Below are 22842 nucleotides of genomic sequence, written 5' to 3'. Positions count from 1 at the left end.
TATTAACAAAAAGAGGCTGTTTCGAAAAGTCTGAACGGACTTTTGGGACAGCCTCCCTTAGTAAAAACCCACTCTTATGTGTATAGGGAGGGTTGTCCATGTTTCAAGGTAAACAGGCGAGCCTATTCTTCCCAAACCTAAAGAGTATCGCGAAAAGAGGAGGGTTGAATTCTCTAACAGACATGACAGCCTCTAATAGCTACAAATGAAGCCGTTTTGATTTTTAATGGACACCAGAAGCGTTATTGACTGATTTATGTGCCAACATGTGTCGCAAGGGACTGAATAACGGCCGTGGCGGCCGTTAGATTTGGACTCCCTGCTTTTCTTATTAAATAACGGCTCCCCTGTCCGTAACGCAGAAAAAATGAAAGCTAACCTTGCATCACAACTGGTTCCCTCTGCTGCTCTTATCCCAACAGCAACGGTTAGCTTAGGTGAAGTCTTCCTACTACCCATTTTTTAGATGGTCTTATTTACACTTCCCTTGCTGGGCGCTTTAGTAACACAATCCCATTTACAGGTAGATCGATTACACCTTTTACCGTTTCATTCGACTCCAACAACGTGTACTCTCTGTCGTCAAGTGAAATGCGTTCGCTTTGGCCACTGAAATTCATGATAAATACATATTCCGTTGAAGTATCTGTTCGCACCTGAACGGTTACTCCCTGAGGGAGGTTCGTGTTCATCGCTCTAGCAACGCCCGTTTGATCAATAAGTTTCGTGTAAAAGGCCTGAAGAAAATCTGCCTTCAAACGCGTCGCCATGTGATAGGCTTTCCCTTCTCCAAAGCGGTTAACCGTAAGCGCGGGTTTCCCTGCATAGAAGCTGTCCGTATAGACACCTAGCACCTCTGCACCTTCGGTATGGATCAGCTCACAGATCTCATGCGACTCAAATGTCCCTGTTAGGCCCAGTTCATTATCTGATGACATCGATAAGCCATTACGATCATGATCATATAGGCCTTCAATCTCTTCTGCCCAAATACCAAGTGTTTTCCGTAGTGGTCCCGGGAATCCGCCCAGATGACACAAATCATGCTCGTTGACAATACCAGACCAATAGGTCGTGACCAGCGTTCCGCCTTGCTCAACGAACCTTTCGAGTTTACGCCCCGTTTCTTCACGGCAGAGGTACAACATAGGTGCAATTACTAGCTTGTACGAGGATAGGTCATCCTCCGAACCAATAACGTCGACAGGCACACCCTGTTCCCACAATGCTTGGTGATGGGCAAGAATAGTTTTCTCATAGTGAATGCCCATGTTACGCGGTCCTTGGGCGTCTTTCACGGCCCAGCGGTTATCCCAATCAAACAGAATCGCTGTTTCCGAAGGCGTCGTCGTGCCTACCACTTCAGAGATGTTGGATAAGGTCTTCCCCAGCTCAGCTACATCCTGAAACACTCGTGTATGCTCATGTCCAGCATGGTCAACAACAGCACCATGAAATTTCTCACTGGATCCTCTGCTTTTACGCCATTGAAAATATTGTACGGAATCCGAGCCATGCGCTACAGCTTGAAGGGAGGACAATCTGTGCATGCCAGGTTGCTTCAGCTTGCTGACCGCCTGCCAGTTGGTAAGGCTAGGTGTGCTTTCCATCAGCAGAAACGGCTTCTTCTTCAGCGAGCGGAACAGATCATGATAGAAAGCAATGGAAGCACCTAATTGGCTGTCATTCTGCTGTTCATGCCAAGTTGGATAGGCATCCCAAGAAATTACGTCCAGTATGTCAGCAAATTTACGATAGTCTAAGCCTTCAATTAAATGCATATTTGTTGTAACCGGAAGAGCAGGATTAGATCCCCGAACCGCATCAATCTCATGCTTACAGAAATTTACTGTTTGGTCCGAAACAAATCGACGCCAATCCAGATTATGCCCATGTACCATATACTCACCATGCGGAGCTGGAGATTCAACCTGTGACCAATCCGTAATCGTATGTGCCCAGAATGAGGTCCACCAAGCCGCATTTAACGCTTCCAGCGAACCGTATTTCTTTTGCAACCACTCCCGGAAGGCATCCTGACAATACTCACAATGGCAATCTCCACCAAATTCATTCGAAATGTGCCAGCCGATAACCGCAGGATGCTCGCCATACCGTTCAGCAAGCTTCGTGTTGATAATCTCCGTTTTCTCCCGATAAACGGGACTGGTATAGCAATGATTATGCCTAATTCCATGCAAATTACGTACGCGGTTTGCTTCTACCCGTCTAACTTCTGGATAGCGCTCTGACATCCACGCAGGACGTGCTCCACTCGGTGTTGAAAGCCATGCGTAGATGCCATTCTCTGCAAACCTATTTAGAATCCGATCCATCCACTCAAAAGTAAAAGTTCCCTCTGCCGGCTCTAGTGCAGCCCAAGAAAATATACCAATCGCCATCACATTACAACCAGCTAGTTTCATCAAGCGAATGTCTTCTTCCAAAACCTGTGGGTTGTGAAGCCATTGGTCTGGATTATAATCAGCTCCGTGCATCAGGACGGGTAGCTTTGGGCTAATTGGATGAAATTTGTGAGTCATTTTCAAATCATCGCTCCTTTATCTTTATCCTCGTATTCTCTTATATATTTTGATTATAGGACAAATAGCTGATAAGATAATAGAACTTATGAATTAAAAAATCGTACAATATGAACATCGGTGGTGAAATTAGAATGATGCCTTTCCTTTTTGCTGAATTTGCTATGCTCGATAACAAATTGCCCCTCTATGTGTATTGTGTAGGCAGTCATGAGCAAAAGCATCTTCTACGACCTGATGGGTATCCAGCTCATCAACTTTTCTTAAGCCGACGCGGGAAGGGAATATTTCGCATCCAGGGTAGTCCGGATATGGTGATGACGCCTGGTACCCTGCTAATTCTTCCCTCGGGTGTACATCATGAATATTTTCCCGATCAGAGTGAGGATGCTTGGGAACTAGGCTTTGTGGCTTTTAGCGGCTCCATTGCTAGTTCCATTCTTGAGCACCTTGGCAACCAACATCCGACGCTATTAAAGCAAAACCAATTTCAGGCGTATTGGAATAAGCTTGAATCCTTATGGCAGCTTATCAACTTGAACAGCGAAAGCGGTTATTGGGAAGCGTCTAGAAAAATGTATGACTTCCTATTGTCTGTCATAGAAGGACAGTCCGGTCAAGAAATAAAGCAGAGAATGAAACCAATCGGGCATTCCAATGCTGCTTTACAAGAAGCGATTAAACTTATTCATGATCACTATAATGAACGCTTGCATTTATCCAACTTGGCAAGAGCAGTCGGGTATTCTGTTCAACATTTTCATCGTCTGTTCGTCAGTATTTACGGTATTTCCCCCATGCTCTATATCCAACAGATACGAATGCGCCGTTCTGTTCAACTCTTTGAAGAGAACCCCTCTATTACTGTTGAAAAGGTGGCACAGCAACTGGGTATGGAGACTAGTTATTTTATACGAATTTTCAAACGAACGTATGGCAAGACGCCTAAACAATTTATGAAATATGAATAAAGAATTTTCGCACCACTTATTACGTGCCAATCAAAGGTATTCGATTATGACTGTTTTGTTATTGGAATATTTGACTTATGTCAATGTACTGTTAATCTTAACGCCACGTGCTGCTGCGAAATTGCCAAACATCCCGATATAGTTTGGCGAAACCTAGGAAAATAGCGCTCGAAGAAGGTGTGTAATTTCAATTTATTTCATCCACTTTATATTCAGCTTACATACATCATGCATAATAGACATTATCGACTCTATTTAAAAAGGCGGCTTGCGATTAATGACTTTACTTGAACCTGATGCACGGAACGCATCGAACCTGTTAGGCTCAGCTAAATCTTCCCTCGAAAAAGTAGCCTATCAACAAATTCGCGAGAATATAATCAATGGGCATTTTCTGCCAGGCACACTGCTCTCAGAAAATGAGCTGGCCGATCAACTCGGCATGAGTCGCACGCCAATTCGAGCAGCAATCTCCCTTCTAGAGACAGAGGGATTCGTGGAATCGATTCGGGGACGGGGGGTCTTTGTCAAAGAGATCTCCTTTCGGGAGTTTCACAACATGCTCGAGTTCCTGGCCTCGATGCAGCTGTACAGCCTTGAAGTCGCAGCGTTCCGGAAGCTCAGCTTCAATCTCCCTGAGTTGGAATATCTTCTCGCGAGACAGCTGAGCGCTTCGGAAGAAGACGACTACCGCACCTATTACGAATGTGGGCTTCTCTTTATTGAAACCATGCTGCTTCTTGTGAAGAATGAGAACATGATGCAAGTTCTCGAGCAAATTAAAGGGAAGTATATGTTCAAAATCATTTCGTACCGCAAGCTGCATGCCCACACATTGCCGAAGCCGCAACAATCGGGACAATTTAATCAACGCATCTATGATGCGCTAGCAGCAGGAGATTTGGATGAAGCGAAACGAATTATTCTAGAACTCATCGATCAGACGCATCGGCAATTTCAATCTTTTGAAATGTAATATTCTCCTAAAAGCAAAAAGCCTGTGCGTACCGAATTTCGGTCTGCACAGGCTTTTCACTCATGTATACAATTAGTTTTGAACTCTTAATTTCTTTTTTATCTTCCCTGCCACTAGCTCAAGCAAGATGGCAAACGTAAGAATGAGATACGTAATGGCTCCGATTTCCCTCACATCATAATAATAGGAGCTAGCCATAAACATATCAAACCCAATTCCACCTGCACCAGCTGCAGCACCCATAGCTAACGCTACGGAGAAGTTGATTTCAAATCGCATAAACGTCCATGAAATCAAGTACGTGATCGACGAAGGCAATACAGCTTGAAATACGATTTGAAGCCAATTTGCACCACTTGCTTTTAAGGCTTCAATGACGCCTTTATCTAACTCCTCGAATGATTCCGAGTAGGTTTTGACGAGATAACTGACAGAATGGAACGTCATACCAATGACCGCTGCCACACTGCCTAACCCAGCAGCAACCGCAAAAATCAATACCCATAGGACAGTTGGTACCGCTCTAATAAATGCAACTATGCCTTTAACTATAATGGATAGTGTAGGATTGGATAAATTGGTGGCGGCCATTAAACCGAGTACTAACGCGATAACGGCGCCGAACAACGTCGTCAGAAATGCCAGTCCTAGCGTGATAAACAAATATTTAACTGCATCGATGAGGGTAATATGGTGTAAGAGCGGTCGAAAGAACATGGTTTTAAGTGTATGGCCTGTCGATATGACAGCATCAAGAAACTGAATGTCCTTATAGTCAAAAGTTATAAATGCATAAAGTGTCAATATGACGATTGACACCAAGGTCAGCCGGATCACTAGCTTTTGTTTATTAAACGGCTTCTTTATTTTCAATTCTTCCAAGGTCAGTTCCATTTTATAAGATCACCTTCCTGATATAGGTAGAAACCGATTCTATGATAAAGATAGCCAGGACGAGAACAAGAACGATTAAAGATGCAGCGCTGAAATTAAGGCTTTTGTAATACAAGCTGAAAAGGAATCCAATTCCCGTGCCGGTCAAAATACCAATTAGCGTGGCCTGACGAATGTTCGTTTCCATCATGAACAAAATCCAACTGATCAGTTGTGGTATACATGCTGGGATGACAGATTGCGAAATAATGGAAAAGTAGCCTGCTCCCGTAGATCTTAGTGCTTCTACAGAGCTGCTGCTTACTTCGTCAATGGACTCCGTGAAAGCACGGGTCAAGAAGCCAAAAGAGCCAAAGAATAGCGCGAAGTATCCGGTTAGTACATTTTGACCAAAAGAAATGAGCAATATCATCGACCAGGCGGATACATCAATGTTACGAAATACGGTTGCGATTGATCGACTTACAAAACTGAATACGCCACCTGCCCCAGTCGTATGGGACCCTGCAATAGCAAAAATCAAAGCGAACAAGGCTGCCACGGCGGTCGCAGCGATCGAGACCAACACCGTCTCAGTGAGACTGCTGATAATGACAGGAAGCCGTTTCAATGCTTTTTCGTTCGGATAGAAATTATTGAATGCCCATTCGGCAGCTTTCGGGATAGAGGTAAAGCCTTTGATGACATTATAGTTCGTTATGACTATGGCGATTAGCGTGATGGCAAGCAAGAGAGCGCAATATAACAGAGTTTTCAGTCGCTTTCTGGCAAAGAAATTATCTTGCATGACTGCCCTCCAGCTCCTTCAAATCGATAAGATCTTTCAGCTCATCAAGCTCATCCAATTCTCCTTGTTGCTCATGAATTTCTGAACCGTAAATTTTGGCTAACTGCTCGCGATTAATTCCTGTCGGCTTACCGTCGTAAACGATGGTTCCCTTGTTCACACCGAGAATCCGGTCTGAGTATTTCAATGCTGTATCTACTTGATGCAGATTCACGATAACGGTGATACCCATTGTGGTAGAAATATTGCGCAGATGATCCATGATAACCTTAGAGGCATTGGGATCTAGAGAAGCGATTGGTTCATCGCAGAGCAGCATTTTAGGATTCTGCACAAGTGCCCGGGCTATCCCAACCCTCTGCTTTTGTCCACCGCTCAGTTGATCACACCGCTTATAGACCTGGTCTTCCAAGCCGAGCGTTTTCAAAATGGTATAAGCTTGATGCTTCTCCTCCTTGGAGTAAATCCCAAGAATCCCCTCCAACGTTGACTTATAACCAAGTCGCCCGTGCAAAACATTTTCGATGACAGACAGTCTATTCACTAAATTATAATGTTGGAAAACCATGCCCATCTGAGTTCTCAGCCGTTTTAATTCACTCTTCTTACTTGCCAAAATATCTGTGCCATTAAATTGAATTTCTCCACTGCTTGCATCAATCATACGGTTAATACAGCGAAGCAGCGTCGACTTACCGGCCCCTGACGGGCCGATAATCGACACAAACTCCCCTTCTTTCACAGCGAAATTAACATCTGTTAACGCTCTTGTATCCGTGCCATATTGCTTGGATACCTGCTTGAATTCCAGTAACATTGTCATGGCTGCTCCCTTAATCGGTTTCACATGTTGTTGTCATACATTTTAGTTGTTGTAGAGCGTTCTGATTGGGTTGAAAAACGCATCATCCACAGTAAGGAATTTTTCTTTACCGGTCTTTTGTTTGAACATGCCTGCATCCTTTGAATCTTTCGGCAGGAAGATCAGAGGGTTCTTCGTTACCGCATCGGATGTGAATGCATCCTTTAATTTCTTCGTGTCCTCTGCGCTTATCGTACCTGTGTTAATGACAAATGGTTGGTTCAGAACTGGCGTTACGGAGATAACCTCGAACTCTTTACCAACTAGTGTATTAAACGGTTCTGCAGCCCCTTGTTTTACTTTGTATACAGCTCCTGGCGTGTTCGCCGTTCCTGAGCCGAGTTCGATGTAGTTAGCCACGCAAGTATCACAGAAAGCAGCTACGTCAGCTTTACCTGTCAGCAAGTTAACTGCTGAACCTTGGTGAGTACCTCCAAAAAGTACATCGCTAAAGAATTTATCTTTGCCACCCATAATCAAATCGTCCGCAGTTAAACTCTTATACTTGTCTTTTTTGCTAAAAAAAGTAACGATTCTGCCGGAAGGAACTTTAAATCCGGATGTGGAGGAGTTGGATACGAACGAGAACTTTTTGCCTGCAATATTGTCAATGGAATAAATGCTGCCGACTTTGTAGGCATCTCCATCGCCTTTACGCACGTTTAACCAGCTATTGTAAACAGCATCATCCAGCGTTCCTGACTCTCCACTCTGAACAACTAGCGGTTGGACCTTCTTATTCTTTGCATTTGCTTCAACATAACCTTGTGCACCCATATAGACAATATCTGCACTGCCGCTAGCAATCGCTTCGATTGCGATCGTGTAGTCAGTCGTCGTTTTGTGCTCTACCTTTTTCCCAGTAGCGGCTGCTACGACTTTACCAATTTCGTCCCGTGAAGATTTCATATCTGCACCAGATTCATTCGGGTACCAAGCCAGGGTAATGGTGTCTTTGGTCTTTACCGCTTTTGTGTCATTCTTAGCGTCATCGGCTTTCACACCACAACCTGTTGATACAGCTACTAAAGATAAAGAAATCATGAGCGTTAACATTTTCTTTTTCATAATTAAAATGCCTCCTAATATTTTATGATAAAAGCGGCTATCCTATAATAATGAAACGAGCATACGTTCAAGTTCTTCAGGAGAGATTTCAACTGGATTATTATCCATTCTCCCTTTCGTGTACGAGTGAGATACAACCTCACGGATACCTTCGACGGTAACACCATATAGGCTTAGATTGCTTGACAATCCATAGATGGTATATATATTTCGGATTAGACTATCCACTTCTTCCACATTCGCTGCGCCAAATGCACGTAGTAATTTATCCGGTTCGATTAATGCTTCGAAATTATGTTTCAGAACCGTTGATAATGTTATGCTAGCGGCAATACCATGATCGATCCCGAAAAGCATCGTAAGCGGATAAGATATGGAATGGCAGGCCGTCGTTCTCGTATTGCTAAATGCCAATCCCGCCATCAAACTTGCTAAGGATAACTCTTCTCTCCATACCAAGTTATCTGGTTGCTCGATTAATAAGGGGAGCGTTTGCCGAACTCGTTCGATCGCTTGCAGCGCGTAAACACGGGTAACTGCGTTTGTATGAACAGACCAATATGCTTCAGTTGCATGACACAAGGCATCTAACGCTGTAGAAACGCTTAAACGGAGCGGCATTGTAACGGTTAACTCTGGAAGAATTAAAGCTGATCTCGCATACAGCCGCTCATCCGAAACCGAATATTTGCTTCCGCATTCTTCGTCCCATACCGTTGCCCAGCATGTCACCTCAGAGCCTGTTCCCGATGTCGTTGGTATCCCAATCCAAGGGGTAAAATAGGGCTCACTGCGGTACGCCTCACTTGTGATCGCTTCTCGAACTTCAGCGATTGTATGAAACGTATTTTGCTGCAATGCCGACATCACTTTAGCTGCATCCATGACACTGCCTCCGCCAATTGCCACGATAAGGTCATACTGGAAAGGCTCAATCTCCTGTTTCAGGTTCAAGATATCTGCCACATTAGGGTTGTTCAAGGTCACTTCAATCAGTAAAGTTTCCTTCTTGGAGAGTGCGTTTAAGACAGGCTGTAAACAATCACTCTTCTCAACGCCCCCGCCTCTTGTCAGTAACAACACTCTCTTGACATCTGCATAACGTTTGTTAAACGACTCAGCGAATGCTTCCGCCGCTTCTGTTCCTAAGGATACCGCTACTGGATTATAAAATTGGTTCATCTGATTACCCGCTCCAAACCGCTTTGTTCAATCTCTTCAATGACAATTGGAAGTTGAGTAATTGAACCGATAATATAATCTGCTCCTGCTTGTTCAAAAGTAAGTCTCGTTTGATTCATGCGCTCTGCAAGTTCATCAGGGTGCAAACTCTCAACTTCAGCCATCGTTAAACCTAACTCACTGCTTCCAAGTATGATAGCAACCGTCCATACCCCAGCATTCCTGCCTTCATGAATATCGGACACCGTATCTCCAACCTTGATGACCGCTTTCGGAGGGTAGATGCCGAGTTCCACTAAGTTCTGGAATATCATATACGGATACGGCCGGCCGGCCTTTACTTCATCCGATGCGACCATGCAGTCTGGTGAATATCCCTTCCGCTTAGCTTCCGGTACGATAACCGCCATCATACTTGCTGTATATCCCGTCGTCGATCCGATTGCAAGCCCTGCATTACGAAGGTGTTCCACCGTTTCCAAAGCTCCCGGAATCGGATCGGTATAAGTTTTCAATGACTCCATCAAGATGGCTTCGAATCGAACATATAGACGATCAACATCTTCCTTAACGGGGTGCGTTCCATACGCGTCAATCCATGCATGCTTAACTCTTTCCATCTCCAAAATAGCGTGAATATGATCCCATTTCAGAAGACCCATTGGAATTCTTGCTTCCCGATCCGTGATGGGTACTCCTGCTTCTTCAAAAGTTTGAATAAATGCGTGCATGGGTGCAAAGCAACCGTAATCGATTACGGTTCCAGCCCAATCAAAAATAACTGCTTTGATGCTTTCTGTGTGAATCAACATGACTCCTCATTTCTTGGTGGCTTTGATATTTTCAATTATAGATCGGCACAAAGCAAACATGCAATAGTTTTTGCTATAGTTTACGTGAAATTTACAATTATATGCTGTTATATGCTGTTTTTAACACTGCGAAAACATAACAAAAACGCAAGTCATAAAAACTTGCGTTTTGTTAAAGAAAACGACTGAACTCATACAGCTGGCCTCCTTCTTGCATTTCGCAGCCATGGATGTGATTAGATGGAAAAGCTACATCTAATTCCGCTCGATTCGGCTGATTTTTCCATCTAGATGTAAAAACTCCAGTTAAATTTCACCTTTGTCGCGAAAAGCGAGCAAATGGTTGAAACTAGCTGGAGTTTTTACAGTTATTCTCTTAGATCGGGCCAATTGGGCTGATTTAGATGGAGGTTTTCCAGTTATTGCGGTGGAGCAGCACTAAGGGAGTCTCAAGGGAGCGCGAGCGATCTTCGAGAAACGAAGCTTTGTCCTCTTCTAACACCGAATAACAACATAAAAACGCAAGCTGCGATTAGCCTGCGTTTATTATGGAAATACGTTGTTTTTTATACATCTCAAGAAGATCAGTATCCATATAAGAATCGGTTACAATCGTATCAATCTGATCCAATCCACAAATGTTCAGGTACGATACCGTTTCGAATTTGCTCGAATCCGCTACGACGACCTTCCGCTTGGCGCTCTTTAGCATGGCATTAATGACCCCATCTTCGCCCTGGCGAAAATCGGTCAGCCCTTTTTCAAGGGATATCGCATTAATACTAATAAATGCAAAATCGATATTAAAACTCATAATTTCTTGTTCAATCGAGCGGCCGTACAAGGAGAACTCCTCATGATTCAAATAGCCTCCTGGAATGATAACCGTGAAGCCCTTCTTTTGGGCCAAAATATCTGCGATCCGAAGCGAATTCGTTATGACGGTTAGCTTCTCAAAACGAGCAGCGAGCCGCTTGGCAACTTCAATATTCGTCGTGCCAGCATTGAGAGAAACAGCTTGATACTCTCTCACCAGTTCAACAGCATACGCGGCTAATTCCTGCTTCCTTTCGTTCTGCGTAATCTTCCGCTTAAAGAAAGCTTGATTCGTAGCCAACTCGTCTCTTTTGGAAACGGCTCCTCCATGTACACGCTGAAGCTTATCTTCTTGTTCCAGACGTTCAAGATCCCTGCGAACGGTATCAAGGGAAACTTGCAATAGTGACTTTAATTCGACAACCGTGACTTGCCCCTTGGATTCTAGCTCCAATAATATTAATCGATGCCTTTCTGGTGCAAGCATTTCGTATCTCCTCCATATTAACGCATCCATCTGCGTTGTATGTCTCTATCCTAGCAAAAATGCTTGGTGTAGTAAATGTGACATTGCATATGTTGTCGGTTACGACCGTAGAATTAGAGACCATCATTCATATTCTAAGCAAAAAAAGATGCTTACAAAGAACATGTGTTCTCTGCAAGCATCTTTCAATTTCATTTCCCAAATAAATAGTTGTGTATAGCTTGAACAGTTTCCGCTCGTGAAGTATTGCCTTTTGGCGAGAACTGCCCCTCTCCCGTTCCATTCAGCAGCCCGATTGAAGCTGCATCGCGAATAGCCTGCTTCGCCCATGACGACATCTCGTCTTGATCTTGAAATTGAATAGCACGTGGATCTAACAAGGCATGTTCAGGCATAATTGCCCATGCACGCATCAACATGACAGCCATCTGTTCACGGGTTACCAGATCGTCTGGCGAGAAGCTGGAGTCGCTAACACCTTGTACAACGCCGCTCTCCACAGCAGCTGCAACATCTTGGCTGTACCAAGCTGTGCTCGGAACATCATCGAAATTATTTTTTATTGACCCTGATAGGCCAATCGCCCGGACAAGAAGTGCAGCGAATTCAGCCCGTGTTACACGTTTGTCTGGTTCGAATTGACTAGTCTCTCTCCCTTTTACAATCGGTTCAGCCACGATATCTTCAAAAATATGTCTAGCTGCCAAGTCACCGATGACCTCTGCTGCCCAGTGGCCGCCGGTATCTTGGTATTTCACATTGTAGACCAGAACAACGTAGGAGCCTCCATTTGACACGTTAAACACAGCTTCAGGCTTATCCCATGCCGTATTTTCCGACAGATATTCCAAACTGCCATCCTCATAAACCTTGTATAGTCCTGCCCGTTTGGCATTTCCTTGCGGAGGTACTTTCATACTTAGTTGTATAGGTGCGAAGTGCTTGCTTTGCTCTTGCAAGCTGCTGCTAGCGTTTGTCGGGAATTGCCAGTTCACTTGGACCACCGGGGTTAAGAACACCGTTCTTTGGCTGGAATCCGATTGGATGCCACCCAGCAACTCATCGGTGATCGAGTTGTAAGTCAACACAAGCGAGCTTTTTTTCCTATTCTCGTCATCAAGACTGGAGCCTGCTTCGCGAATGGCTTTCATCGAAACATTTGCCGATCCCCAATCAAATACAAGCTGAAGATGGTCCCCGGCAAACTGTGCAGCTACTTCATACGGAACAGCAACTTGGGATTTCCCCTCTTCCACTCGAATCGTGGCAGTGCCCTGTTCATTCTTCAGATGTAAATCATCAGGTTTAATAACCTGCACAAATGGCTCAGATACAAGATGAGTATCCGTCGGTATAGGGCCGCTTTGACCTCCACCCCCTCCACCTGTGCCGCCGCCTGATGATCCGGAATTGCCGCCTGGATCAGCTGCCTTTACGGTCAGCTCATAGGTAGCCTTAAGCTCATGATGAAAAGTGGTGATCGTTACCGTCCCTTGTTTCTTCGCCGTTACAAGCCCATCGGCATCGACCGAGGCGATACTTTCATCGCTGCTGGCAAACTGTAAATCCTCTGTAATCGTTTCTAGTTTCTGATCACTATACGTTCCCAGCAACTTCACTTTCGCTTTTTCTCCGATTTTCAATGGATTCAACCCAGTAATCTCCAACTTTATTAGCTGTGGAGGAGTCACGATCGAATCGTCTCGAACGTTAATCGTATAGTTGGTGCTCAACTGCTGATACGTTGCCGTGATGACCGTCTGGCCAGCTTTCAACGCGGTAACCGCGCCTGACCTTCGATCTAGCATCGCAACCGTTTCATCCGAAATGAACAAGTTTAATCCAGATGGTGCTAGGATATTCGCATCGAGCAGCACCGAGCTGCTGCTGTCGCTATATACGGCTGTGACAACCGTTTGCAGATGATCCCCAACCATCGCCTGCTTCAAGCCATCAATTTGCAGTGATTGCATAACAGCACCTGCCGTTGACGGATCTTGCACAATCAACTTATAAGAACCTGATACATCCCCGTTCGTCGCTGTGATGATTGTCTCACCTCGCGAATGAGCGGTTACCACTCCCGCTCCCGTAATGGAAGCAACAGCCGAATTGCTGCTGGTAAACGAGTATCCCTCCGTAGTTTCCACCACTTTGCCATTCTGATAAGTCGCCTCGACAACCGTGCTTCTCTGCTCACCAATCTTCATTGGCGCAAGTCCCTTCAAACGGATCGACGTCACTGGAGCATCCTTCAAAGTAAACGTCTTCTCCACCGATTTCGTCGTATTCCCATACGAATCCGTCGCTTCCGCGTACCAGGAATAAGTCGAGTTTGTAGTCAGACCTGACCATTCCCACTCTGATTGTCCACCGCTCGCGACAGGTTGAGCCGCTGCAAGTTGCTGTATTTTACTTCCTTTGAGACCGATATAACCTGTCGCCAACTCGATATCGCCAACATCCGTGTTAAGCGGCAGCGTATACGTTTCATATTGCTCTTGAAAAAAACCATAGTTATCATTCGTTATCGTCGAATAAGGAACCATATAAACCAGCTGTTTTTTCACATCAAAATAAAGCATTCGCAAGTAAGCTGCTCCACCTAACGACGTATCCTGATAATCATGCAGCAATTCATAGACGACTTTCCCGTCAATACGCTTCACATTATAGAAGGCAGCTTGACGATGTCCGCATAGCACCATGAAGACATTGCTGTTCGGTGCAATGACTTTTTCCATAATTTTTTGTCCGCCAAAATCTTGTGTATCATAGTTGCCTGTATCATATAACAAGTACGAATGTGTAGTAACGATGGCTTTGCGATCCTTGTACCGGCTCAGCACATCATTCGCCCAGTCGATGGAAGCTTGATCAACACCCCAGCTCATATAGACGATAATAAAATCCATGCCGCCAGCAGAAATTAAATCATAATGGTTTTTATTGTTACGATCGGTTCCACCGTAATAAGGTTTGTTCTTAAATCGATCCTCACCGAAATATTTATAATATAACTGACTTGAGCTTGTATTCGTATAAGGTGAATTTACGTCATGATTACCGGCAAGTACACCATATCGCACATTAGCGTCATCCAATATTTTCATACTGCGATCCGCATTTACCCATTGAGGCTCAGACGTAGCTACATTGACAATATCTCCGGTATGGACGACATATTGAATGTTTTTACTATCTTTATTGTCTGCGACCCATTGGGTCATTTTATCGTAAACATCCGGAAAGTCCTGTGCTTCCATTTGCGTATCCGTCATCCAAGCGAAGGAGAAATCATACTGGTCACGTTCCGGCTTCTGCCCTGGCAGCATGGTATTCTGCTGTGTAGCTGCAACATACAGCTTCACTTTCTTATTCGCATCCACCATCGTTGCTGTATTTAAAATAGCTGTGAGTTCGAAATCGCTATTGTTCGCATTTCCCACCTTCATCGCAACTTGTTTCCATTTACTAGCGATAAAGTCCCATGCATAGATCATTACTTGTTGCTTGGAATGTCCTTGCCAAGTTACTTCCAACTCATCTATCTGGGATAGATCACCCTCAACGGTCATATCGAACCGTTGATATGGATAATTTTTCAAAGATTGCGTACTATAGTATGAACTATCAGAAGCCTGTATGGACTTTAAAGCGTTATCCGGCAACGGCTGCTCCACGGTAATCGCATCGGTTTTCGGCGGATCCATGGAATTCGTGAAATCATACGCTTTGTTCGTCGACGAATTCGTTTGAAAATCGCTTACAAATTGTACATTTTTCTCGTAAAATGCGAGATCCATCGTATCGTCCGTCGGTTCGATTACATCAGCTTTCAATGATACTTTCCCGTTGGCATCGACAATCTCACCGTCAGCACCTTTCAGTGAAACAATCGGCTTCAACTTGCTTCCATCAATCTGGAATGCAATACGTTTACTGACTACCAACTGGGAGTTGGAAGTCGCGACAGCGTCAATTGTGAGCGTATGCTGGCCGCTTTTCAACGATAATAACGTCGTTTGGAATGCTGTTGATTGGGAGCTGATCGTAACTGGCGCACCGCCGTCTAACCTGTAGGTAATGACAGCAGACTGACTAATAAATCCACTGAACGTAAGATCAGGTGAATAATAAGTAGCCCCTTCTTTGGGTTGAAAAACCGTCATCTGTAAAGCGGCATTCTGGGATTCCGCTTCTCCGTAAATAAGAAAGGTATCCATCATACTCAAATATTCAGCTTGTACCCATGAAGCGCTTCTAGCCGTTCGGGATATTCTCGCTTCATCGATCCCTCCTTTGAATGAACTGCCTCCTATCGTTAAGGCGCTGCCCGCCTTAATATTTCCTGTACGCCGACCCTCGGCAACCTTGACTCCATCGCGATACAAAATCAGGTTATTGCCTGCAAGTGAGCTATTATAGGTCAGCGAGAGGTACGTCCAATTGTAATCCGTAGCCCCTCCATTTAATTGCAGGCTGGCTGTTTGACCATTTAAGTTATTATCCGTTGCATCGGTAAAGACGTTAGCCATCCATTTGCCGGCTACCGCTTTTAACCAATACGCATTTTCCCGAACCAACATACTGCCCGCTACTTTCCCCTGAGCTAATCGCGCCCAACCGGAAATCGTGATTTGCGGCTCTCCGTCGCCTATATTCCCATTGTTGGTTGTATTGGCTGGATAGATCGTCCCCAAGCTATTCTCAAAATAGCGTCCAACCCTATGATATTTAGGATCTGCCCCCTCCAGTGTGTAGGCCGTGCCGCTTGTTGTGGCACTTTTCGATTGGCGCAAGCCGATGTTGGCATTTGATGTAGAATCCTTGAACTGCTCCACTTGACTCGGGTTAGCATAATTGTCCACAATCCGTTGACCGAAGTGATAGACTAACAAGAAGTCCGAATTCCAAGCTTGCAACTGATCATTCGTCTTGAGAGAGCTTCCTCCATAGTAAAGCCACATATGATCCGTGCTGGAGGCTGAGCGAATCTTTGGCACTGTCACCCATACGATACTTTCGCCTTGCGGATCCCATTTCTCAACTTCATACGGCAATTGTACCGATTGGTCGTCATTGAAGAAATGCAAGTCATCTTGATTGGTGACCGTGTAATTGATTTTGGAAGCATCAAGCTTCACAGGAACTGGGAAATCCTGCAAATCTTCCACAGCCGCTTGATTGTCGAAACTTATCTTGATTCGGTAATTCCGATCCGTATCCGCCCAATTGGCGGTAACCGCTGCATTCGCAGTGCTAGTAGGCAATACGCCGACTGGCTGTAGGATTTGGAGGAATAGCGCGAGCAGCAGTATGACCATTATTCGTTTTTTCCATAAACCCGTTTTCAAAGCTGGTCACTCCTTTATCTTTAATATGAATGCCTATTTCGCTTGCAATTTCATCATGACTTGTACCGCTTCTGCCCGTTTGGATGACTCCTCAGGAACAAATGCACCATTACCTCGACCATTCAACAGGCCTAATTGTGCTGCCATCTGAACAGAATCGCGTGCCCATGTTGAAGTCTGATCCATGTCTAGGAAAATGGAAGCTTGCTTCAGCTCCACCTTGCCGTACTTACGCTCATAAGCTCGTACAAGTAGAACCGCCATTTCTTCTCGGCTGATCTCCGCTTCCGGCTTGAATAAGCTGTCTCCCTTACCGTCAATCAAACCTGCCCCTGCCGCCGAATCTATATATGCTGCATACCAAGCGCTGCTTGGCACATCCGTAAACTTCTCAGCTTTGCTCGGCGTAAGTTCTAGCGAGTTAACCAATAGCGCAACGAATTCCGCTCTTGTAATACTCCTCTCAGGTTGAAAATATTGATCACTTACCCCTTTAACCGTATGATTAGCGCTCATGACCTGAATGGTCCGGAATGCCCAGTGCTCGACAGGGACATCGCTATACGTTTTCTTATACGATAACACAGCGTATTTACCATTATTATCCAAATTTGATTCAATGCCTCGATCTGTCAGATGACCTCTCACGTATTTCGTGCTTCCATCTTGGAATAGTTGATACACACCAAGCAATTCCTTGTCCGCACCTTGAGGTACTACGAACTCAATTTGCACAGAGCCTTGAGGCAGTTCCGTAGCGATCTTCTGTCCGTTAGCCATTTGCAGTTCAGCTGAGAAATCATATATGCGGGAGATTAGTGACATCGCTCCTGCATCTTGTTTCAATGTATTCTCCCATTTCTGTTGGTCTTGCTCAGACATGGCCGGAAACGATACGGCAAGTTCGCCTTCGCCCGCAGTTTTAAGTGCCATTTCCTTTGCTACCGCTTGCAACAGTTTTCCGCTCACATGAAGGGAAAGATCATCATGCCCAATCGTAACCACTTGGCTGCCCGACAATTTGCTCGCCACAGCCGGGAACAAAACTTGTGTAATATCTGACGCGATATCAACACGGATATTCCCTGTCTGCCCTTGGAGTTGTTCATCTGTTACAAGCGTTGAACCTGGCTTTTGATCCGCAGGATTGGACGAGCCTGAAGAGTTACCTTCATTAGTAGAAGAATCTCCTCCACCTCCACCGCCGCCACTTCCATTATCTACATAGAGCACACGAATGGACGACTGCGCAGCTTTATCCTGATAAACTACGGTGACTACCGTCGTTCCTTGCTTTAGTCCAATCAACTTGCCTTGTGAATCTATGCTTAGAATGGAAGAATCATCCACAGTCCATTCCGCCATAGAAGCAATTTGGATTGGATCTGCGTGATCGTAGATGGCTTGCGCTTGTAAGGAAACTTGCTCGCCAACTTTCATGCTCGCAGGAGCAGTAAGATTAATGCCTTGCAGAAGAGGTCCTTGATTTGGGACCACAGCTATCGCATAATTCGCAGCAAACCCTTGGTAGGTGGCATAAAGTCGTGCTACCCCTGACGTTAAAGCTGTTAACTCTCCCGTTACAGCATCGATTTGAACGACGCTTGGGTTGTCGCTTCGATAACTAACATACTGGTTTACAGGGAAGAGTGAATGATCATCATATACAGCTTGAATAACGGTTGATGCTGTGTCCCCCACTTTAAGTGTGTGTGGACCGGCAAATTGAAGTGAGATGATGTGAGACTTGCCTGGCTCACCGACAGGTGGCGTAAATGCTACGACGATCATCAGATCCGCTGTTAATCCATTTGCTTCAACATGAATGAGTGCAGTACCAGGAGCTACCGCTCTAACCTTTCCACTCGCATCAACTTGAATAACGTTTGGATTATCGGATGAATAAGTTGCCAACGTAACGGAATCCATGCTGCCATCATTATTAATAAATTTGGCTTGCAGATTGGCAACATCCCCTGGTTGCATCGTTTGCGGTCCATCAATCAGAAGATACTGCACTACTTTTGCTCTCACTGTAATCTCGACTGAAGCACTGAATGTGCCTAACTGAACCGTAATCAGAGACTTGCCTGGAGCTTTGGGTACGATGATGCCCTGAGCATTGACGGTCGCTACTTCTGGATGTTGACTTTGATAAACAATGCCTTGCTGCTTGGCCTTGACTTCGCTATCCGAGTTGTCGATCAGTTGGACGACAGCTTGTCCTGATTGTCCAACGACCCAGTTAGTGGGAATATCCAAGCGAATGGACGTGACCGTTGATGCATAATCGCGTACATACTGCTTATACAAGAATTTGGCTTTAAACGCATTTACAGCTTGGCTGTACAACTGCACCAGACCGATCTTGCCTTGCATGTAGTCTTGAGATCCAACCGAATTCGCGCTGGCCCCGATGGCCAAATCAACTTTCGTTGCGCCTCCGATCTCACCTACTCTGGATCTGGACATCGTTTCTTCGCCATTGATATAAAGCTTTGCAGTCGCTCCATCATATGTCGCCAACGCATAATAGATTTTATTCGCCTCCAACGGTTTACCGCTATCGACAGTCACATAACCTTCTGTGCCAGCATCCTCTTTCACATAAAACATGGCTTCGAGTTTTTTGGAAATTGGATTGAAAGCCATTGCATAATCCGATTCATGCGTTTTCCCTAATATCGTTTGCGCACGACTGAGTGTATCGAGTGAGAATGAAGCAGCCATTGACATTTGCTTCGGACTTAGTTTAGTCTCATTTGGTATGCGGACATACGAATCAATTCCATCAAGCGCCAATACAGGTTTGGCAAAAAGGGGATGATCGTACATCACCGGCGCTCCGACCGCACTGCCTACATGCTGGCCAGGACTGCTATCACCGCCAACGGATTGCGTAAAATCCATATGGAGCAAATCCGGACCTGAGGTAACACCCGGCGAATCCTCGAATGTTTGTAGTGAAGCGGTCAGTTCGTCCATCAGCGTCTTCGTGCTCTCAGCGGACGTTGTATCCAAATTCGTTTTATACCGAGCAAGTGCTTGCCCGATCTGATCATAAGCAGTTTGCGGAAAAATAATACCGCTTGCGTTAGCATCAGCTATCGCCTTTTCTACCTTTTCAGCTAACTGCTTGGCAAACACATCTCTCTGCAGACTTTCCCGCTCGTTCTGGTTAATGATGCCACGGTATACGCGAAACTCGTCCAACTTGGCATCCTTCAAGTTAAAGCTCACGTTTTTAGCTCCGTCAGTCCCAATGACGAAATTTAGCGAGTCGATTGATGCACCCTTAACACCGGAAATATCAACCTCACTAACTTTAACGTTGTTTTGGTACACCGTCAGCATGCCGTTTCTGTCATAGGTATACACCATGAACGTCCAGCCTTTGCCAGCTACGGTTGTTGCCCAGGTATCAATTCTCGTTTTGCCTGCTGCCGTAAAATTCACTTTATCCTTATTGGCTTGCTCCCACCATGTCGAGATCGTAAAACCGGTATTCGCGCCAGTTGACCAGTTTTTGTTAGATACTACAGCTGTATTCGTTGAATCTTTATTATCGATCCAATAGGCTATAGAGAAGTTCATGTTAGCGCCAAATTGCAGAGCAGCCGGCTTGCCCATATCAATATAACTATTCCCTTTAAAATACATGGCTTTCCCGAGGACACCTTCTGTAAAAGTCGGCGCCCCGTTCAGCACTCCGTTATTCCCTTTTCCGGAACGGTCTGTCGCTGTCTCGTCATCAAAATCCAAATACACGACATTGGAAAGTCCTGTAGCCTGAAAAGCAGCCAACGATCGCTCAAGCGCAGCTACCATGGCGACCTTCTCAGAAGTGGATGCTGCATCAATTCCGTTTTTGAAAGCAGCAAGATCCTGTCCGAGCTTGTCATAAGCACTTTCTGGATATACCAAATCACTTGCTCTTGCATCGCTAATTGCCGTTTCAACTTTGCTAATCGTTAATTTGGGAACACCATCCATATACAACTCATCCATCTCAGCCTGATCGATTAGCCCCTTATAGACCCGGAACTCATCAAGTTTGGCGTCTTTCAAGGAGAAAGTTAGATTTTTATTTCCATCAGCACCAATAACGAAGTTTAGAGAATCAATGGATGCATTCTTATGGGAACTGATGTTAAGTTCACCGATTTTCACGTTGTTCTGATATACCGTCAGCATACCGTTTCTGTCATAGGTGTAGGCCATGAACGTCCAGCCTTTGTTGGCGAAGGTAGGAGCTGCATATAAATCCAGCCTTGTTTTGCCCGCCGCCGTAAAATTCACTTTGTCGGTATTGACCGTATTCCACCATGGCGTGATCGCAAACCCCGTATTCGCTCCGCTCGACCAATTTTTGTTAGATACAATGTTCGTATTCGATGTATCTTTATTGTCAATCCAGAAAGCGATGGAGAAATTGGTACTGGTGCCGAATTGCAGCTCAGCCGGTTTACCCATGTCAATAAAGGAATTACCTTTGAAATACATGGCTTTTCCAGCTACACCGTCCACATAACTAGGCGTACCGGTTAGCACCCCTGCGAGATTCTTTCCTGAACTGTCTGCAATTGTACTGTTATCAAAATTAAGGTTCAATTGAAGTTCGTAATCAGCTGCTGCTGCAACAGGCTGTGTCATTCCCCCGATACTCGCCAACAACATCGTCATCGTGCTAAGTAGAGCTATTCCCTTCTTCAGTCTGCCCAATGTTTGATTGCTATCATGCCACATACATATTCACTCCCTTGTTCATATTTCGACTCTTGTTACCACGTACTTGCAAAGTTAAAGCAGAGTTCGCTCCACGACCCATATTGCTCCCATCAGCGCAATCAACCCAGATGCAATGCCTAGGGCATAGCGATAATTGCGCCATTTTGATGCAAAGACGACAATCGGCAGCAATACAAGCAATACACCGATCTGTCCGATCTCGACCCCTACATTGAAGGAGAATAGAGATAAGATAAAATGATTCAGAAATGCATCTCGCAGCACTTCAGCGAATCCTAAACCATGGATAAGTCCAAAACCAAGAGACAATGCCCAACGCTTATTGATCTTCCTTAACCATATATTTTCTACTGCCACATACACGATGCTCAGTGCAATTAAAGGTTCAACTACAGATGACGGGATATTAACAATCTTGAGAGAAGCTAGAATAAGCGTAATGCTATGACCAATCGTAAATGCCGTCAACGTCTTCAAATAGTCTCGCTTGCGTTGCGGAAGTATGATAAGTGCGGTAACGAAAAGTAGATGATCAATTCCGGTCCAAATGTGGTGGACGCCAATTCCGATATATTCAATTATCGACACCAACCAATCGGGCAGCATTAGGCTCCTGCTCCCAGATTTCATCCCCTCTGCTTCTTCCGCCACAAGTCGGTGATCTTTGTTAAAAACCATATCTACCGAGCTGCCCTTGTAGTGGATTTTCGTGAAATTTTGATGTTGAGGATCCAAATCATCAAAAAACAACTCATAGTTAATGGCATAATCCTGGATTGCAGCAGGGAAATCATAAACCAAATCGATCATCATATAGGAACGATTTTCCCTCTGCTTAAGTGTTACTCCCTGTAAAGTAGCTGTTTCGGTCACATTCGCACTATTTACAAAAAGCCCCTCCGTAATCATTCGCTGCACATCATCAATTTTCCAGGCAGACTGTTGTGGCGCAGCGGGATCGAAAACATACGTTGACTTGTTGGATTTGCTATCAAGCCATTGAGCATACTCTTCCGGGTCCAGATATAACTGATAGCGCATGGTAGAATTGTCAATAGATACATCCGAATATCCTGTCGTTGCCATATGTGCGCTAGCTGAATGTACAGGCCAAATTACGATTAGCAACCATAGAGACAGAAGACATGTAACCAGCCGTTTACCTAACATACCGTTTAAAATAACAATCATTTTCTCCTCCCACTTATTCATGTTTCTCCTTGTTCAGTATAGTAATAACAGCATTATCAAGCAATATATAATGCTGTTTTTTACAATATATTTATTTATTGTGCTTTTTATTAATTTACAATTCATCTATACTCTTTGCTCTTTTAA

Annotated in this window: 13 protein-coding genes; 2 read left to right on the top strand and 11 right to left on the bottom strand. The window is 44.7% G+C overall.

What is annotated here, in order from left to right:
* Window positions 1-476: 476 nt before the first annotated feature.
* Window positions 477-2543 carry a beta-galactosidase gene (locus GC096_RS38390; RefSeq protein WP_171638610.1) on the bottom strand — a complete coding sequence of 689 codons (2067 nt, stop codon included), beginning with the start codon at window positions 2541-2543 and terminating at the stop codon, window positions 477-479.
* Between the two features lie 134 nt (window positions 2544-2677).
* Here GC096_RS38390 and GC096_RS38385 point away from each other — a divergent pair, with 134 nt between their 5' ends.
* On the top strand, window positions 2678-3514 hold the full coding sequence (locus GC096_RS38385) for an AraC family transcriptional regulator (protein ID WP_171638608.1): 837 nt from the start codon (window positions 2678-2680) through the stop codon (window positions 3512-3514).
* A gap of 277 nt (window positions 3515-3791) precedes the next feature.
* Window positions 3792-4490: a GntR family transcriptional regulator gene (locus GC096_RS38380; RefSeq protein WP_171638605.1), complete on the top strand. Its 699-nt coding sequence runs from the start codon at window positions 3792-3794 to the stop codon at window positions 4488-4490.
* 72 nt (window positions 4491-4562) lie between these two features.
* Here the strand turns inward: GC096_RS38380 and GC096_RS38375 are convergent, their stop codons facing one another.
* The 10 genes from GC096_RS38375 to GC096_RS38330 form a co-directional block, all read right to left on the bottom strand.
* Window positions 4563-5384 (bottom strand): PhnE/PtxC family ABC transporter permease, encoded by an 822-nt coding sequence (locus GC096_RS38375; protein WP_171638603.1) that lies wholly within the window; start codon window positions 5382-5384, stop codon window positions 4563-4565.
* A gap of 1 nt (window position 5385) precedes the next feature.
* Window positions 5386-6171 carry a PhnE/PtxC family ABC transporter permease gene (locus tag GC096_RS38370; RefSeq protein ID WP_171638601.1) on the bottom strand — a complete coding sequence of 262 codons (786 nt, stop codon included), beginning with the start codon at window positions 6169-6171 and terminating at the stop codon, window positions 5386-5388.
* A complete protein-coding gene (phnC, locus tag GC096_RS38365; protein WP_171638599.1) occupies window positions 6161-6994 on the bottom strand; it encodes a phosphonate ABC transporter ATP-binding protein in 834 nt (277 codons plus the stop codon). The genes GC096_RS38370 and phnC overlap by 11 nt, the downstream gene beginning before the upstream one ends.
* A 42-nt stretch (window positions 6995-7036) precedes the next feature.
* Window positions 7037-8101 (bottom strand): phosphate/phosphite/phosphonate ABC transporter substrate-binding protein, encoded by a 1065-nt coding sequence (locus GC096_RS38360; RefSeq protein ID WP_171638597.1) that lies wholly within the window; start codon window positions 8099-8101, stop codon window positions 7037-7039.
* A gap of 42 nt (window positions 8102-8143) precedes the next feature.
* The gene (locus GC096_RS38355) at window positions 8144-9283 is read right to left on the bottom strand and encodes a phosphonoacetaldehyde reductase (RefSeq protein WP_171638595.1); all 1140 of its coding nucleotides are present in this window, start codon (window positions 9281-9283) and stop codon (window positions 8144-8146) included.
* Entirely contained in the window at window positions 9280-10095 is an 816-nt protein-coding gene (phnX, locus tag GC096_RS38350) for a phosphonoacetaldehyde hydrolase (protein ID WP_171638593.1), read from the bottom strand. The genes GC096_RS38355 and phnX overlap by 4 nt, the downstream gene beginning before the upstream one ends.
* A gap of 532 nt (window positions 10096-10627) precedes the next feature.
* Window positions 10628-11398 carry a DeoR/GlpR family DNA-binding transcription regulator gene (locus GC096_RS38345; protein WP_171638591.1) on the bottom strand — a complete coding sequence of 257 codons (771 nt, stop codon included), beginning with the start codon at window positions 11396-11398 and terminating at the stop codon, window positions 10628-10630.
* Between the two features lie 191 nt (window positions 11399-11589).
* Entirely contained in the window at window positions 11590-16755 is a 5166-nt protein-coding gene (locus GC096_RS38340) for a DUF2341 domain-containing protein (RefSeq protein WP_171638589.1), read from the bottom strand.
* Window positions 16756-16788: 33 nt separating this feature from the next.
* Complete coding sequence (locus tag GC096_RS38335) at window positions 16789-21501, bottom strand: LamG-like jellyroll fold domain-containing protein (protein WP_171638587.1); 4713 nt, start codon at window positions 21499-21501, stop codon at window positions 16789-16791.
* A gap of 54 nt (window positions 21502-21555) precedes the next feature.
* Complete coding sequence (locus tag GC096_RS38330) at window positions 21556-22716, bottom strand: HupE/UreJ family protein (protein WP_171638585.1); 1161 nt, start codon at window positions 22714-22716, stop codon at window positions 21556-21558.
* Between the last annotated feature and the right edge of the window lie 126 nt (window positions 22717-22842).

Source organism: Paenibacillus plantarum, assembly GCF_013141695.1.
GTDB classification, from domain to species: Bacteria; Bacillota; Bacilli; order Paenibacillales; family NBRC-103111; genus Paenibacillus_E; species Paenibacillus_E plantarum.
Note: the sequence above shows the minus strand (reverse complement) of the source record. Positions and strands in the feature narration are given on the sequence as shown.